The organism is Georgenia halophila, from assembly GCF_039541595.1.
Map to the genome: position 1 here is coordinate 114,071 of NZ_BAABGN010000004.1, position 16,897 is coordinate 130,967.

General features: G+C 71.5%; 11 protein-coding genes and 1 tRNA gene. 4 read left to right on the forward strand and 8 right to left on the reverse strand.

Annotated elements, in window-relative coordinates; all coding sequences use genetic code 11:
• From ABD907_RS06010 to ABD907_RS06025, 4 genes are all read right to left on the reverse strand, one after another.
• A complete protein-coding gene (locus ABD907_RS06010) occupies window positions 1-1,320 on the reverse strand; it encodes a homoserine dehydrogenase (RefSeq protein WP_345214848.1) in 1,320 nt (439 codons plus the stop codon).
• Between the two features lie 353 nt (window positions 1,321-1,673).
• Complete coding sequence (gene lysA, locus ABD907_RS06015) at window positions 1,674-3,113, reverse strand: diaminopimelate decarboxylase (RefSeq protein ID WP_425555658.1); 1,440 nt, start codon at window positions 3,111-3,113, stop codon at window positions 1,674-1,676.
• Complete coding sequence (argS, locus tag ABD907_RS06020; protein WP_345214849.1) at window positions 3,110-4,753, reverse strand: arginine--tRNA ligase; 1,644 nt, start codon at window positions 4,751-4,753, stop codon at window positions 3,110-3,112. The genes lysA and argS overlap by 4 nt, the downstream gene beginning before the upstream one ends.
• A 101-nt stretch (window positions 4,754-4,854) precedes the next feature.
• The gene (locus ABD907_RS06025) at window positions 4,855-5,616 is read right to left on the reverse strand and encodes a hypothetical protein (protein WP_345214850.1); all 762 of its coding nucleotides are present in this window, start codon (window positions 5,614-5,616) and stop codon (window positions 4,855-4,857) included.
• A gap of 258 nt (window positions 5,617-5,874) precedes the next feature.
• Between ABD907_RS06025 and ABD907_RS06030 the strand changes: the two genes are divergently transcribed.
• Window positions 5,875-5,947 (forward strand) — tRNA-Arg (locus ABD907_RS06030).
• Between the two features lie 108 nt (window positions 5,948-6,055).
• On the opposite strand, the gene ABD907_RS06035 is transcribed toward ABD907_RS06030, so the two are convergent.
• From ABD907_RS06035 to ABD907_RS06050, 4 genes are all read right to left on the reverse strand, one after another.
• The gene (locus ABD907_RS06035; RefSeq protein WP_345214851.1) at window positions 6,056-6,838 is read right to left on the reverse strand and encodes a glycerophosphodiester phosphodiesterase family protein; all 783 of its coding nucleotides are present in this window, start codon (window positions 6,836-6,838) and stop codon (window positions 6,056-6,058) included.
• A 60-nt stretch (window positions 6,839-6,898) separates the two neighbouring features.
• Window positions 6,899-8,122, reverse strand: coding sequence for a M23 family metallopeptidase (locus ABD907_RS06040; protein ID WP_345214852.1), 1,224 nt, complete (start codon window positions 8,120-8,122; stop codon window positions 6,899-6,901).
• A gap of 212 nt (window positions 8,123-8,334) precedes the next feature.
• Window positions 8,335-9,384 (reverse strand): hemolysin family protein, encoded by a 1,050-nt coding sequence (locus ABD907_RS06045; RefSeq protein ID WP_345214853.1) that lies wholly within the window; start codon window positions 9,382-9,384, stop codon window positions 8,335-8,337.
• On the reverse strand, window positions 9,384-10,703 hold the full coding sequence (locus ABD907_RS06050; RefSeq protein ID WP_486334052.1) for a hemolysin family protein: 1,320 nt from the start codon (window positions 10,701-10,703) through the stop codon (window positions 9,384-9,386). The genes ABD907_RS06045 and ABD907_RS06050 overlap by 1 nt, the downstream gene beginning before the upstream one ends.
• A gap of 316 nt (window positions 10,704-11,019) precedes the next feature.
• Here ABD907_RS06050 and ABD907_RS06055 point away from each other — a divergent pair, with 316 nt between their 5' ends.
• The 3 genes from ABD907_RS06055 (at window position 11,020) to moaA (ending at window position 16,896) form a co-directional block, all read left to right on the forward strand.
• Complete coding sequence (locus tag ABD907_RS06055) at window positions 11,020-14,889, forward strand: multifunctional oxoglutarate decarboxylase/oxoglutarate dehydrogenase thiamine pyrophosphate-binding subunit/dihydrolipoyllysine-residue succinyltransferase subunit (protein ID WP_425555694.1); 3,870 nt, start codon at window positions 11,020-11,022, stop codon at window positions 14,887-14,889.
• Window positions 14,890-15,107: 218 nt separating this feature from the next.
• The gene (locus ABD907_RS06060) at window positions 15,108-15,713 is read left to right on the forward strand and encodes a GDSL-type esterase/lipase family protein (protein WP_486334041.1); all 606 of its coding nucleotides are present in this window, start codon (window positions 15,108-15,110) and stop codon (window positions 15,711-15,713) included.
• Between the two features lie 76 nt (window positions 15,714-15,789).
• Window positions 15,790-16,896 (forward strand): GTP 3',8-cyclase MoaA, encoded by a 1,107-nt coding sequence (gene moaA, locus ABD907_RS06065; protein WP_425555659.1) that lies wholly within the window; start codon window positions 15,790-15,792, stop codon window positions 16,894-16,896.
• Window position 16,897 lies beyond the last annotated feature (1 nt).

Below are 16,897 nucleotides of genomic sequence, written 5' to 3' on the forward strand. Positions count from 1 at the left end.
TCACTCCCCCTCGACCCTGCTCACCGAGACCACGTCCTCCACGCTCCGTTCGGCGACGAGTCGAGCGACGGTGCGCTCCAGCGCCGCCTCGGTGGCGACGTGGCTGGTGATGGTGATGCGCGCGACTCCCTCGTCGGACCGCTGCTGGTGGACGCTCTCGATGGAGACGTTCTCCTCGCCGTAGATCCCGGCGACCGCCGCGAGCGTGCCCGGCTGGTCGGCGAGGCTGATCTGGACCCGGGTGCGCGCCGGCGTCGCCTCCGGACCGAGCAGCGGCAGCTGCGCGTAGGTGGACTCCCGGGGCGCGTGCCCGCCACGGATGGCGTGACCGGCGGCGGCGACGATGTCGCTGAGCACCGCCGACGCGGTCGGGACTCCGCCGGCGCCCTGCCCGTAGAACATCAGCCGGCCCGCGGACTCCGCCTCGACGACGACCGCGTTGAACGGCCCGTGGACGGCCGCGAGGGGATGGGTCTCGGGCACGAGCGCGGGATGGACCCGCACCGCGATGCCGGCCGGACGGCCTCGCCGGGGGGTTCGCCGCGCCACTGCGAGCAGCTTCATGACGTAGCCGTTCTCGCGCGCCTGGGTGACGTCCTCGACCGTGACGTCGCGGATCCCGGTGACCGGGACGTCGTCGATGCCCACGCGGGTGTGGAACGCGAGCGAGGCGAGGATCGCGGCCTTCGCCGCGGCATCGTGGCCGTCGATGTCGGAGCTCGGGTCGGCCTCGGCGTACCCGAGCTGCTGGGCCTGGGCGAGCGCGTCGTCGAACGAGAGGCCCCGCATCGTCATCTCGTCGAGGATGTAGTTGGTGGTGCCGTTCACGATACCGGCGACCGTGACGACGTTGTCGCCGGCGAGGGACTCGCGCAACCCGTAGACCACCGGTATCGCGCCCGCGACGGCGGCCTCGTAGTACAGGTCGGCGTCGCCCGACTCGACCGCGGCGTGCACCTCGGGCCCGTGCGCGGCGAGCAGCGCCTTGTTGCCGGTCACCACGGTCCGTCCGCCCCGCAACGCCTCGAGCACGAGGGTACGGGCGGGCTCGATGCCGCCGATGAGCTCGACGACGACGTCGGTCCGCTCGATCAGTCCGGACACGTCCTCGGTCAGCAGCTCGCGCGGGACCCACGGGTCGCGTTCCGCTGCGGCGTCCCGTACCGCGATACCCACGAGCTCGAGCTGCGCGCCGGAGCGTGCGGCCCAGTCCTCGCCGTGCTCGGTCAGCAGTCGCACCACCTGGCTGCCCACCGTCCCGCAGCCGATCAGCGCGATCCTCACGACGCCGTCCGCACGGGCTGTGTCACTGGTGCTCACGCGCGTCCTCTCGATGGTGTGTCGGTGCTGGTACCGGGGCGCCCGGAGCATGGAGGGCTCGGGCGCCCCAAGGATAAGGGCCCAGCCGCCGAGCAGGGGCAGGTGTCCGGCCAGCGATCCCGACCGCCGCCCGGGAGTCGTAGGACGGTTCGGTCACGCCAGCCCGTGTCACCGCCGAAGCTTCCGTTGATGGCCCTGCCGAAGGTCCCGCTGAAGGTCCCGTCGAACAAGCCCGAAGTGCCCGTCTCGGCGTGGGGAAAGGCAGTTAGCGCTTGTTCGGCGGCCGGCGGCGGCGCCCCGCGAGGATGGCTCGGCAGACCCGGGTGAGCGGGCGCCGTCGGGTCGGCGGGTACTCAGCCGACGTCGAGGCCGAGCACGTCCTCGAGCGTCTCGCGGCGCACGATCACCCTGACGGAGCCGTCGGAGGCGGCGAGCACCGGCGGACGCGGTACGAGGTTGTAGGTGCTGGCCATCGAGCGGCCGTAGGCGCCGGTGGCGGGCACGGCGAGCAGGTCGCCGGCGTGGACGTCGCCGGGGAGCGCGACGTCGTGGACGACGATGTCGCCGGACTCGCAGTGCTTGCCCACCACGCGCGCCGTGACGTCCGGCGCCGCGGAACGACGGTTCGCCAGGGCAGCGGTGTAGGCGGCGCCGTAGAGGGCTGGGCGGATGTTGTCGCTCATGCCGCCGTCGACGCTGACGTAGGCCCGGGTGGCGCCGCCGTCGAGGGCGACGTCCTTGACCGTGCCGACCGTGTACAGGGTCAGGCCCGCCGGTCCGACGACGGAGCGTCCGGGCTCGATGCTGATGCGCGGCGGCCGCGGGCCCAGCTCGGCGCAGGCGGCCCTGACCACGGTCGCCAGCCGCTCCGCGATCTGGTCCGGCGTCGGGGGCAGCGCGTCCTCGTCGGTGTAGCGGATGCCGTACCCGCCGCCGAGGTCCACCTCGGGCATGAGGTGCCCGGTGGCGTCCGCGATCTCGGCGCGCAGACGCAGCACCGCGCGGGCGGCGGCCTCGAAACCGGCAAGGTCGAGGATCTGGCTGCCGATGTGCGAGTGCAGACCGACCAGCTCCAGGCTGTCGGCCGCGAGGATCTCGTCGACGGCCTTCCGTGCGGTGCCGGCAGCGAGCGACAGGCCGAACTTCTGGTCCTCGTGGGCCGTGGCGATGAACTCGTGGCCGCCGGCGTGCACGCCGGTGGTCACGCGGACCATGACCTGCGCCACCGACCCTGCCTCGGCCGCGATGGCGGCCACCCGCTCGACCTCGGGCAGCGAGTCCACCACGATCCGCCCGACGCCGTGGTCGACGGCGGTGCGTAGCTCGTCGTCGGACTTGTTGTTGCCGTGCAGGCCGATCGCCTCTCCCGGCACTCCCGCCCGCAGTGCGACGGCAAGCTCACCGGCGGTCGAGGCGTCGATGCCCAGCCCCTCCTCGTGCACCCAGCGCGCGACCGCGACGGAGAGGAACGCCTTGCCGGCGTAGTACACGTCCGCCCCGGCCAGGCCCGCCTCGGTCGTGAAGGCCTCGCCGAACGCCGTGGCGAACGCTCGTGAGCGGGCACGCACGTCCTGCTCGTCGACGACGTAGGCGGGCGTGCCGTGCTCGGCCGCCACGGCGCGCAGGTCCGCCCCTGCCACGGCGAGTGCGCCGTCGTCCGTGCGGGTGGCACCGGTGGACCACACCCCGGTGAAGGCGCCGTCCGGCTCGGGGGCGCGAGCGGCGGCTCGCCCGGAGGTGCTGGGCGCCTCCCCCGTGCTTCCGGCCGCCGTCGGGGCGTTGTCGCTACTCACATGCGCTCCGGTGCGGAGACGCCGAGCAGGTCCAGGCCGTTGGCGATCACCTGGGTGGTCGCGTCGTTGAGCCACAGGCGCGAGTGGTGGACGGCCTCGATCGGGTCGTCGCCGCGCGGGGTGACCCGGCACTGCTGGTACCAGGTGTGGTACGCCGCGGCGAGGGACTCGAGGTAGCGGGCGACGCGGTGCGGCTCGCGCAGCCGGGCGGCGTGCGCGACGACGCCGGGGAACTGCCCGAGCGCCGCCGACAGGGTGGCCTCGGCCTCGTGGTCGAGCATCGAGGGGTCGAACTCGTCCCGCGTGACGCCGTGCTGGGCGGCGTTGCGGGCGACGTTGCGGGTTCGGGCGTGCGCGTACTGCACGTAGTAGACCGGGTTGTCGAGGTTCTGCTCCCGCAGCTTCTCGCCCTCCAGGGACAGCGGGGAGTCCGCCGGGTAGCGGGCGAGGGAGTAGCGGATCGCGTCGGTGCCGAGCCAGTCGATCAGCTCGTCCATGTCGATCGCGTTCCCGCGGCGCTTGCCCATGCGCTCGCCGGCGATGTTGACGAGCTGTCCGATGAGCACCTCGATGCTGACCGACGGGTCGTCGCCGGCGCAGGCCGCGATGGCCTTGAGCCGGCCGACGTAGCCGTGGTGATCGGCACCGAGCAGGTAGATCTTCTCGGGAAAGCCGCGGTCCTTCTTCGACAGGTAGTAGGCGGCGTCGGCGGCGAAGTAGGTGGGCTCGCCGTTCGCGCGGATGAGGACGCGGTCCTTGTCGTCACCGAAGTCGGTGGTGCGCAGCCAGACGGCGCCGTTGTCGTCGAAGACGTGACCCTGCTCGCGCAGGCGCGCGACGGCCTGGTCGACCGCGCCGCCGTCGTGCAGGCTCTTCTCGGAGAACCAGACGTCGAAGTGGACGCCGAAGTGGTCCAGGGTCCGGCGGATCGCCGCCAGCTGGGCCCGGTATCCGAGGTCACGTGCGACGGCGAGCGCCTCGTCGTCGGGCAGCTCGAGCAAGTCCGGCCGCTGCTCGAGGACCTCGCCGGCACGCTCGGCGACATACTCGCCGGGGTAGCCGCCTTCCGGGACGTCCTCGCCCTTGGCGCGCGCGAGGACCGAGGCCCCGAACTTGTCCATCTGGCTGCCGGCGTCGTTGATGTAGTACTCGGTCGAGATGTCGGCGCCGGACGCCCGCAGCAGGCGGGCGAGCGCGTCACCGAGCGCCGCCCACCGGGTGTGCCCGATGTGCAGCGGACCGGTCGGGTTTCCCGAGATGAACTCGAGGTTGACGGTGTGTCCCGCCTCGGAGGTGTTTTGCCCGTACGCGGGTCCCGCCTCGACGACGGTGCGGGCGATCTCGGCGGCGGTGGAGGCGGCGAGGCGGATGTTGAGGAACCCCGGGCCGGCGATCTCGGCGGTGACGCCCTCGGCGGCGTCGAGACGGGCGGCGAGCAGATCGGCGAGCACGCGCGGGTTCGTCCCGGCCTTCTTCGCCAGCTGCATCGCGATGTTGGTCGACCAGTCGCCGTGCTCGCGCTGACGCGGCCGCTCGACCCTGGGCAGCGGGACGTCGTCGGCGGCGAGGTCGACCTCGCCCGCAGCGACGGCGTCGAGCAGGACGGAGCGGATCAGGGTGGCGAGCTCGGCAGGTGTCACCGGAACAGAGTAGTAGCCGAGAGGCACCGCCTCGACGGGTCCCGGGACGTGATGCGGGCCGCACCCCGAGGCGTACGGCCCTCCCGGCGCGCCGCGGTCCGTCAGATCGACATGGCCGAGTAGACGGTGTTGACCTCTCCGGCCGGGCCGGACAGCGTGAGGACGATGCCGGTGCCGGTGCGCCACACGACGGCGCGGGTCCCGTCCCCGTTGTCGAACGCCCAGAAGTGGCCGGTGTCGTCCTCGTAGTGGGTGCCTTCCCCGATGAGCTCCGCACCGCTCGACTCGTACTCGGCGACGAGCTCTTCGGCGTAGGCCTCGTGCTCCGACATGCTGTCGAACGCGGCGGCGGTGATCGGTAGCTCGTTCGTGCCGTCGGTGTAGACGCCCTCGATGGCCTGCCTCGCACCGGCCTCCATCCCGGCCGAGTTCTCGCTCCAGCCGGCGTCCGTGAGGGCATAACCCGTGCCAGCCACCTCGTCGTCGACGTGGCCCCGGAGCTCGCCCGCGAAGACGTCGCCGCCGGACTCGCCGGTCGGCTCCTCCGCCGTCGGCTCCTCGGTGGTCGGCTCCTCGGCCGTGGGCTCCTCGGCCGTCGGCTCCTCGGTGGTCGGCTCCTCGGTGGTGGATGCCGCCGTCGGGTCGTCGTCCTGCTGATTCGTCACGTAGAACACCGCGGCCACCGCGAGGACGATGATGACGACGACCCCGATGATCGTCCGGACGAGCCAGTTCTTCTCGGGCTGCGGGTCCTGGCCGTTCGGCCCTCCGCCGTACGGCGTCCGGTCCCCGTTCTGCTGGTCCCCGTTCTGCGGCCGGCCGGGGTGCGGCTGACCGGGCGGATTCTCTGGCGGGGTAGACATAACCCTGTTCCTCCCTGCCGCCCGGGGGTGCCGGAGCGCTGGATGGTGTCGGTGGTGCGGACAGGTTAGGCGAAAGGCCGAGCGACATGGCGCCCCGCGGACGAGTCCCGCCATGGCGAGATCCGTTCCGCCCATGCCGTCCAGCGGCATCACCGCGGCACGTGGTCGGCGTCTCGAAGCGCACGCCGCCGAGCCGCCGACATGTGAACCGAGCCCCGCCCGGCTGGTAGCATCACGTGGCGCTGTCCAAGCTGCCGCGCCCCTTTAGCTCAGTGGATAGAGCGTCTGCCTCCGGAGCAGAAGGTCGTGGGTTCGAATCCCGCAGGGGGCACCGTGTGATGTCTCAGGACATCGGAAATGGCCCGGACCCACGTTCTGTGGGGCCGGGCCGTTGTCACGTCCGCAGCGTGGTTCTCGTGAGGGATGAATCACTCGATCGTCAGTGCCACGGCCCGCGCGACGACAGCACGTCGCGCAGCACGCTCGGCCGGTCGGTGACGAGCCCGTCGACGCCGAGGTCGAGCAGCCGCGTCATCTCCTCCGGTTCGTCGATCGTCCACACGTGCACGGCGAGCTCCCGACGATGAGCCGTCTCGACGAACCGCCGGGTCACCACCGGCACGTTCCGGTGCTGGGTCGGAACCTGGACGCACACCGCACCCTGTGCGGGATCCGGCAGGCCACGCAGCGCCCCGGGCTGCACGGCCGCGGGCAGCCGTGAGGCGACCACGAGCCGCCGGATGCCGTTGCTCCCGAGGCTCGTCGCCACGGCCGGGCCGAGAGCGGCTCGCAAGACGCGCAGCCGGGCGTCGGAGAACGACGCGACGCACACGCGATCGAGCGCGCCGGCCTGGTGGAGAGCCTTGACGAGCGGGGCGACGGCAGCGTCGTCCTTCGCGTCGATGTTGACGCGCAGCTCCGGGTAGTCGGCAAGGAGCTCGTCCAGGCGCAGGGGCGGCTCGCCGGAGGAGTCGCGGAGGCGGGCGACCTGGTCCCACGTGAGATCCGCCACACGGCCGATGCCGTTGGTGACGCGGTCGAGCGTCGGGTCGTGGACGAGGACCGGTACGCCATCACTGGTGGACCGGACGTCGGTCTCGAAGTACTGCAGGCCCAGGCCGATGGTGTGCTCGACGGCCGCGCGGGAGTTCTCCGGAGCCTCGAGGCTGCCGCCGCGGTGGGCGATCGCGACCGGACCGGGTCCGGCGAGGTAGGAGGTCACGGGTTCATCCTGCCCGGTCCTGACCGCCCAGGAGCGGTGCGCCAGCCCGGAAGCGGTACCTCAGCAGAGCTCCGTCACATCGACGGCGCCGTGCTCCTCCAACCACGCCAGCGGCTCGGTGGTGGTGCCCTCGGCGTCGGTGTGGATCTCGAAGTGCAGGTGGGGTCCCGTCGAGTTGCCGTTGTTGCCCACCTCGGCGATGACGTCACCGACGGAGACCTGCTGACCCTCCGTGACGAAGATGCCGTACGAGTACATGTGGACGTACCAGCTGTAGTACGTCTCGCCGTCGATCTCGTGCCGCAGGATCACCAGCATGCTGGAGCGGCCGTCCTTGCCGTAGCCCACATAGTCCACGGTGCCGTCGGCGACCGCGTGGATGGGCGTGCCCGACGGCGCAGCGAAGTCGGTCCCGGTGTGGAAACCGTAGCCACCGAACGGGTGGTAGCGGTCGCCATAGCCGGAGGAGTGACGGTACGTGCCCGCGGCGACCGGCTGGACCACGTCTTGCTCGGGCTGCTCGGTGACCGCCGCCCGGGTGCCGGACGCGCCCTCGACGGGACGGCAGGTGACGTTCTCGCGCGCAGCCGCCCGAGAGCTCTGCAGGAGCGTGGCTCGCGTGGAGGCCGCCGGGTCGGCCAGCAGGCTCGCTGGGACCGTCGAGGTCATCGGGGTGGCGCCGTCGAGCACCTCGAGCACGGTGACGTCGCTGGTGCGGACCGCCGCGCTCTCGGCGGCGGCGACGTGCGCCGCCGCGGCCTCGACGCTGGCCACCTGACCGTCGGCCGCGGCGAAGCCGGTCAGCGGCGCGACGATGGTCAGCGATCCCAGGGCGCCGAGGAGCGCGACCCGCGGGGCCCAGCTGTGGGTACGCGTCGGTCGCTCGCCGTTCCTGCGCTGCGCGCGGAGCGAGCGACGGCTGGGGAACGACTCCCGCGCTGTGAGCACCTCGGTGGCGATCTTGTCCCGCTGCTGCGCCCGGACCGCCCTTCTCGTGACGGACGGCCGGTCGGACTCGGCAGCGACCGCCGCGTCGATCGTGGCGACCGCATCGGCGGTGGCGCGGTACTGCTGCGTCACGGGCCGGCGGTTCTCCGTCGTCAGCCGGCTCTCGGTGGTCTGCCGCGGCTCTTCGGCACCCCGGGCCTCGGTAGCCTTCTCGGCCTCGGCGGCCTTCCGAGCCTCGGCGGCCTTCCGAGCCTCCGCGGCCTCCCGTGCACGCTCGGCTTCCCGGATCTGCCGTCGCGTCAATGCCGGCTTGTCGGGCACAGCACGATCCGACATTGGCGGGCGAACCTCCGGAGGGTGGAGCTGCGGCGACTCGTCCCCGAGCGCCGCGGGATTGATCCCGGTCAACGATGTGTCACGGAACCATAACGACGTTGTGGTGCGTGCGTCCAATATCGTCCGATCCGGAGTGTGGACGAGTGGTGTCCGGGAGCCGGTCCGTGGATACCGGTACGGGGCCCGCGGAACAAGCCCTTCGGCGTCGCGCGTCACGCCCGCCGTGCCCGCTGCATCGAGTCACGAACCTCACCGACGAGCTCCTCGAGGATGTCCTCCAGGAAGACCACACCGATCGGCGTCCGCTCACCGGGCGGGACCACGAGCGCGAGGTGCGCGCCCGTGCTCTGCATCACGGCCAGCACGTCCTCGACCTCGTCCTCGGGGGCCACCGAGGCCAGAGCACGCATTCGCCAGCTAGGCACGGGGCGTCCGCGGTCCTCGGCCTTGGCGTAGAGGACGTCCTTGAGGTGGAGATAGCCCACGAGTGCGCCGTGCTCGGCGTGCAACGGCAGCCGGGAGAAACCGGTCCGCGCCACCTCTCGCTCGACGTCGTCCGGGGTGCACGCCACCGAGAGCGTCACCAGTCGCTCCGGCGGCACCATGACCTCCTGCGCCGTCTCCTCGGAGAACTCGATGGCGCCCGTGAGCAGCCCGAGCTCGTCCCGCAGGACGCCTTCGGCCTGTGACCGCTCGACGATCGCGGCCACCTCTTGGGCGGTAAACGCCGAGGTCACCTCGTCCTTCGGGTCCACGCGCATCGCACGCAGGACGCTGTTCGCGACCCAGTTCAGCACGGCGATCACCGGGTGCAGCAGCTTCGACAGGGCGACGAGCGGCGGGGCGAAGAAGCGGGCAGCCCGCTCCGGCGACGTCACCGCCAGGTTCTTCGGCACCATCTCGCCGAGCACGACGTGCAGGTAGACCACCAGCGCGATCGCGACGATGAAGCCGACGACGTGGCTCGCCTCTTCGGGTAGCCCGAACGCCACCATGGGCCCCTCCACGGCGTGCGCGATAGCCGGTTCGGCGACCACACCGAGGCCGGTCGAGCAGATGGTCACGCCGAGCTGGGCGCAGGCCAGCATCAGCGAGACGTTCTCCATCGCGTAGAGCACGGTCTTCGCCGACCGGGAACCGGCATCGGCCAGCGGCTCCACACGGGAGCGTCGCGCGGACATGACCGCGAACTCGGCGCCGACGAAGAACGCGTTCAGGGCCAGCAGCACGATCGCGACAAGGAGGGCGGCGCCGGTGCTCATCACTCCTCCTCCGTCGCGTCGGGGTCCCGCCAGACCCGCAGGCGGTCCACCCGGCGGCCGTCCATCTGCTCCACGTGGAGGACGACGTCGGCGGCCACCACCTCGTCGCCGACCGTGGGGACACGGCCGAGGCGGTCCATGACGAGTCCGCCGAGGGTCTCGTACGGGCCGTCGTCCGGGACCACCAGAGCGGCCCGGTCGGCGAGCTCGTCCGGTCGCATGACGCCCGGCACCACCCAGCTGCCGCCCGGACCGGCGTGCGCGCCCGAACGGCGGCGGTCGTGCTCGTCGGCCACGTCTCCGACGAGCTCCTCGACCACGTCTTCGAGGGTCACCACCCCGGACGTCCCGCCGTACTCGTCCACGACGACTGCCATCTGGAGGCCCTCGTCCCGCAGCTGCACGAGCAGCGGCGCCAGGGCGAGGGTCTCCGGGACGCGGGGCGCGTCGACCATCAACGACCCGGACGCCACGGGGACCTCGGACCGGCGCTCGTAAGGCACGGCGATCGCGCGGCGCAGGTGGACGAGGCCGACGATGTCGTCGCTGTCGTCACCGATGACGGGGAAGCGTGAGTGTCCCGTCGCGCGGGCGAGCTCGACCACGTCCGCCGCCGACTGGTCACGCGTGAGCGTGTGGAGACGCCCGCGGTCCGTCATGACGTCGACCGCGGTCAGCGCCCCGAGCCCGATCGAGCGGGTCAGCAGCGTGGCCGTGGACACGTCGAGCGTGCCGTGCTCGGCCGAGCGGCGAACCAGGGCGGCCAGCTCGGACGCCGAGCGTCCGCCCGAGAGCTCGTCCGCGACCTCGACGCCGAACCTGCCGAGAAGCCAGTTCGCGGACTCGTTGAGGGCGGCGATAACCGGCCGGAGCACCCGCGTGAAGCCGGCCTGGACCGGCGAGACGTACCCGGCGGTGCTCAACGGCTCGGCCAGCGCCAGGTTCTTCGGCACCAGCTCGCCGAAGACCATCGAGAAGACGTTCACGAGCACGAGCGAGAGCACGACGGCGGTCGCCGTCGCCGCGGCGTCGGCGAGACCGGCCGACCCGAGCGGGCCAGAGAGCAGGCTCGCGATCGCCGGTTGCGCGGTATAACCCAGCAGGACCGTCGTCGCGGTGATGCCGACCTGGGCGCCGGAGAGCTCGAGGGAAAGGTTCCGCAGTGCCCGCTGGACCCCGGAGGCGCGCTTGTCACCGGCGGCGACGCGACGGTCGACCGTGCCCGGGTCGAGGGCGACGAGCGAGAACTCCGCGGCGACGAAGACAGCCGTACCTGCGGTGAGAACGATCCCGAGGAGGATCATCAACCAGTCGATCAGCACTCTTCGTCCAGCGAGGCTGGGTCGGGCTCGTCAGGATGGGGCTCGTCAAGGTCGGTATGTCGACCGCGGCGGGAACGTCGCATGGTGGGTAGATCGTAGCCGCGGCTCAGCGGCGTGCCTAGCCGGTCGCTGACGCCGCCTTGACCCGTTGTTGATCCCACCGGCGAGGGGCCCGCCCGAGGGTGTTATTCCGGACTCACTTTGGCGAGCCAGGGCGGCGGCGGACCCGGGCAACACATAGGGTTGAAGGGATCTACGTCACACCCCGGAAGAGGGCGATCTCCGAGTGTCCACGCAGGAACACCACGATCCGATGGCCGCCTTCGGCGCCAACGAATGGCTCATCGAGGAGCTGTACGAGAAGTACCAGCAGGACAAGAACTCAGTAGACCCGGCCTGGTGGGACTTCTTCGAGGGTTACGACAGCAACGGACGCAACGGACGCGACACCGGCGGCGGCGAGAACGCAGAGACAGAGCGGCAGAGCGAGCCGCAGTCGAAGCAGCGGACCGAGACGCAGGCGCGGCCGCGCGCCGAGCGCTCGGCCCCGGTCGAGCGCCCCGACGCGGCCGTCACACGCGAGCGCGAGCAGCCGCAGGAGTCCGGCAAGCCCGTGGACCGCAAGGAGCGCACGCACCGCAAGGAGGCCGGCAAGTCGCCGGTCACCCGTGTCGACCCACGCTCCGAGCAGCCCGCCACCGAGAGCCTGCGTGGGGACCTGCCTCCCGCTCCTCCGGTGGCCGCCCAGCCGGCGGTGCAGTCCTACGACGAGCCGGCTGCGAAGCTCAGTGACGGCACGCCGGCCGGTGAGGACGAGACCGTCAAGCTGCGCGGGGTGGCCGCCCGGACCGTGACCAACATGGAGGCCTCGATCGAGGTCCCGGTCGCGACGAGCGTGCGCGCCGTGCCGGCGAAGGTGATGGTCGACAACAGGATCGTCATCAACAACCACCTCACACGGGCCCGCGGCGGGAAGATCTCCTTCACCCACCTCATCGGTTTCGCGATGGTCGAGGCGCTCACGGACACGCCGGACATGAACAACGGGTACACCCAGACGGAGGACGGCAAGCCGGCCGTGTTCAAGCCGGCCAACGTGAACTTCGGCCTCGCCATCGACCTGCCCAAGCCGGACGGCACCCGCACGCTCGTGGTGCCCTCGGTGAAGAAGGCCGAGGAGATGGACTTCGCGCAGTTCTGGGCCGCGTACGAGGACCTCGTGCGCAAGGCCCGCAACAACAAGCTGACCCTCGAGGACTACGCGGGCACCACCATCACGCTGACCAACCCGGGCGGCCTCGGCACCGTGCACTCGATCCCGCGCCTGATGAAGGGCCAGGGCACGATCGTCGGCGTCGGGGCGATGGACTACCCCGCCGAGTTCGCCGGCTCCTCCGTGGAGACGCTCGCCCGGTTGGGCGTCTCGAAGGTCCTCACCCTGACCTCGACCTACGACCACCGGATCATCCAGGGTGCCGCGTCCGGCGAGTTCCTGCGCAGCATCCATCGAAAGCTGCTCGGTGAGGACGGCTTCTACGACCGCGTCTTCGCGGCCCTGCGCGTGCCGTACGAGCCGGTGCGCTGGTTGCAGGACGTCGAGTACGACACGGCGATCGAGATGGGCAAGCCGGCCCGCATCGCCGAGCTGATCCATGCCTACCGGTCGCGCGGCCACCTCATGGCCGACACCGACCCGCTCGCCTACCGACAGCGCCGCCACCCGGACCTCGACGTCGCCAGCTACGGGCTGACCCTGTGGGACCTCGACCGCACGTTCCCGACCGGCGGGTTCGGCGGGGCCCCGCGGCTGAAGCTGCGCGACATCCTCGGTCAGCTGCGCGACGCGTACTGCCGCACGGTCGGCGTCGAGTACATGCACATCGCCGACCGGGCGCAGCGCAACTGGTTCCAGGAGCAGCTCGAGCAGCCGTACGCCAAGCCGACGACCGAGCAGCAGCGGCGCATCCTCAGCCGGCTCAACGCGGCCGAGGCGTTCGAGACCTTCCTGCAGACCAAGTACGTCGGGCAGAAGCGGTTCTCCCTCGAGGGCGGCGAGTCGCTCATCCCGCTGCTCGACACGCTGCTGACCGACGCCGCCCAGGAGGGCCTGGACGAGGTCGGCATCGCGATGGCGCACCGTGGGCGCCTCAACGTGCTGGCGAACATCGCCGGCAAGTCCTACCGACAGATCTTCTCCGAGTTCGAGGGCAACCAGGACCCGCGGACGGTGCAGGGCACCGGTGACGTGAAGTACCACCTGGGCACCGTCGGTGAGTACAACGCGCCGGACGGCTCGAGCACCCGCGTCTACATGTCCGCGAACCCGTCCCACCTCGAGGCCGGGGACGGAGCCCTCGAAGGCGTCGTGCGCGCCAAGCAAGACCGCATCGATCTCGGTGCGGAGGGCTTCTCGGTGCTGCCGGTGCTCATCCACGGTGACGCCGCGTTCGCCGGCCAGGGTGTCGTCGTCGAGACGCTCAACCTGTCCCAGCTGCGCGGGTACCGCACCGGCGGCACGGTGCACATCATCGTGAACAACCAGATCGGGTTCACCACCGGGCCGTCGAGCGCACGCTCGTCCTACTACGCCACCGACGTCGCCAAGGGCCTGCAGATCCCGGTCCTGCACGTCAACGCCGACGACCCCGAGGCGGTCGCCCGGGTGTCCGAGCTGGCGTTCGCCTACCGGCAGGAGTTCCACAAGGACGTCATCATCGACATGGTGTGCTACCGCCGTCGGGGGCACAACGAGGGCGACGACCCGTCGATGACGCAGCCGGTCATGTACTCCCTCATCGAGAACAAGCGCTCGGTGCGCAAGCTGTACACCGAGTCGCTGATCGGGCGCGGGGACCTTACGGAGGAGGAGGCGGAGCAGGCGCTCAAGGAGTTCCAGCGCGAGCTCGAGCGCGCCTTCACCGAGACCCGTGAGGGTGGTTGGCGGCCGGAGCGTGACCAAGTCGCCGGTCTCGAGCTGCCCGAGTCCCAGCAGGAGGACGCCGGCACGGTCGTGGGCTGGCAGACCGCCGTCAGCCCCGAGGTGCTCGAGCGGGTCGGCCAGGCCCACGTCCGCCCGCCCGAAGGCTTCGAGGTCCACCCCAAGCTGTCGCAGCTGCTGCAGAAGCGCGAGGCCATGTCCCGCGAGGGCGGCATCGACTGGGCGTACGGCGAGCTCCTGGCCTTCGGCTCCCTCCTCATGGAAGGAACCCCGGTGCGCCTCGCCGGGCAGGACTCTCGCCGCGGCACGTTCGTCCAGCGCCACTCGGTCCTGCACGACAACAGCACCGGCGCCGAGTGGACGCCCCTGCTGTACCTCACCCCCGACCAGGCCAAGTTCTGGGCCTACGACTCCTCGCTGAGCGAGTTCGCCGCCATGGCGTTCGAGTACGGCTACTCGGTGGAGCGCCCCGACGCCCTCGTGCTGTGGGAGGCCCAGTTCGGCGACTTCGCGAACGGCGCACAGGTCGTCATCGACGAGTTCATCTCCTCGTCCGAGCAGAAGTGGGGCCAGACGTCCTCGCTCGTGCTGCTGCTGCCGCACGGCTACGAGGGCCAGGGCCCGGACCACTCCTCCTCCCGCATCGAGCGGTTCCTGCAGCTGTGCGCCGAGGACAACATGGTCGTGGCACAGCCGTCGACGGCGGCGAGCCACTTCCACATGCTGCGCCGGCAGGCGTACTCACGCCCGCGCAAGCCGCTGATCGTGATCTCCCCGAAGCAGCTGCTCAGGCTCAAGGCCGCCGCGTCCGAGGTCGAGGACTTCACCTCGGGCACCTTCCGACCGGTCCTCGGAGAGGTCGACGCCGATGTGCGCAACGCCGCCGGCGACGTCGATCGGGTGCTGCTCTGCTCCGGTCGGGTGTACTACGACCTCGCCGCCCGGCGCGCCAAGTCCGAGGACAGCAAGACAGCGATCGTGCGGCTCGAGCAGCTGTACCCGCTGGCGATCGAGGACCTCAAGGCCGAGCTGGACGTCTTCTCCGGCGCCGAGCTGGTCTGGGTCCAGGACGAGCCGGAGAACCAGGGCCCGTGGACGTTCATGTCCGACCACCTGGGCGAGGCCCTCGGCGGTCGCGACCTGCGGGTCGTGTCGCGTCCGGCGGCCGCATCGCCGTCGACGGGGTCGATGAAGCGGCACAAGGAGGAGAACGCGGACCTGATGGACCGCGCCTTCGACCGTTGAGGAACGGCCGGCAGCCGTTGCCGCTCACGCGCGAGCGGCAACGGCAGCGCTCAGGCGTGCCCGGGCCGCCACCTGAGCGTGACAGTCTCGCCGCCACCCCGGGAGATGTGATCCGGACGACGAGGGTGCGCCCGAGCTCGCGGGCGCGCATCCCAGCATCGTGGCCGTCGCCGTGCAGGATGGTAGGAAGACCTCTCACGTTGCGAAGGAGACAGTAGGTGCGCGAGGGCATGCGGGTGTGCGTGGTCGGCGACGAGCTCGTCGCGGGACTGGGCGACGCCCGGGGGCTCGGCTGGATCGGCCGGGTGATGGCGCGGACCACCACCGAGGACCCCATCTTCGTCGCCGAGCTGGCGGTGCCCGGGGAGTCGACGTCGGGACTCTCCGCCCGTTGGGAGACGGAGGCCCAGCGGCGCTTCGGCCCGCACGGCGACAATCGCCTCGTCGTCGGGCTCGGCGCCCAGGACCTCGTCGAAGGGCTCTCCCTGGCGCGCTCCCGGCTCAATCTCGCGAACGTCCTCGACATCGCCTCGGCCTCCCGGGTGAGCTGCTTCGTCGTCGGACCGCCTCCCCGCCCGGACGTGGACTCCGCCGACGCAGCCGCGCTTCCCGCACTATCGCGCGCATTCTCGGACGTGTGCCGACGACGGCACATCCCGTACGTGGAGACGCACGAACCGCTGCGCACGCACGACCAGTGGCACGCCGACGTCGCCGCCGGCGACGGCCGGCACCCCGGCCAGGCGGGGTACGGGCTGCTCGCCTGGCTGGTGCTGCACAACGGCTGGCACACCTGGCTCGGGCTTCCCTCGGACGACGGCTGAGCCGCAGGCCCGTCCGAGGATCCCCGTCGGCCGCCAGCGGCGGCAGCGGAGCCGTGCCCGTGGTTACAGTGGTCAGGTGCCGACCGTCGAACTCGGGCTCCCGCGGCCGCGTAGCGCGCCGCACGAGGCGTCCTCGAACGCGTCGGCCGCGCCGCGCCCCGTGACGACGGAGCTGATCGACTCCTACGGGCGCGTCGCCCGCGACCTGCGGGTCTCCCTCACCGACCGGTGCAACCTGCGGTGCGAGTACTGCATGCCGGCGGAGGGGTTCGACTGGCTGCCGAGCCCGGAGGTGCTCTCGGACGCAGAGGTCACCCGGCTCATCACGGTCGCGGTCGAGCACCTCGGCATCCGTGAGGTCCGGTTCACCGGTGGTGAGCCGCTGCTGCGCAAGGGCCTGGAGTCCATCATCGCGGCGACCACGGCCCTGCGGACCGACACCGGTGAGGTACCGGAGATCTCGCTGACGAGCAACGCGCTCGGGCTGGAGCACCGCGCCGAAGGACTGGCCGCCGCGGGACTGAAGCGGATCAACGTCTCGATGGACTCCCTCGATCGCGCCACCTTCGCCGAGCTGACCCGCCGGGACCGGCTGCCCGACGTGCTCGCAGGGGTCGACGCGGCCGACGCGGCCGGGCTGAGCCCGATCAAGATCAACGCCGTGCTCATGCGCGGCCTGAACGACGACGAGGCGCCGGAGCTGCTCGCCTGGGCGCTGCGTCGCGGTTTCGAGCTGCGGTTCATCGAGCAGATGCCGCTGGGGCCGCCCGAGGCGTGGAAGCGTGGCGCGATGGTCACCGCTGAGGAGATCCTGGCTTCCCTGCACTCGCGGTTTCGGCTCACCCCGCACGACCCGCGCGAGCGTGGAGCCGCCCCGGCGGAGCGTTGGACCGTCGAGCCGGCAGACGGTCTCCCGGGCGGCACGGTCGGCGTGATCGCGTCCGTCTCGGAGCCGTTCTGCGGCGCCTGCGACCGCACCCGGCTGACCGCCGACGGGCAGGTCCGCGCGTGCCTGTTCGCCCGTTCCGAGACGGACCTGCGGGCGTTGCTGCGCGACGGCGCCTCCGACGAGGACATCGCCGAGCTCTGGCGCTTCGCCATGTGGGGCAAGAAGGCCGGGCACGGCATCGACGACCCTGGCTTCCTGCAGCCGGCACGACCCATGAGCGCCATCGGAGGGTGAG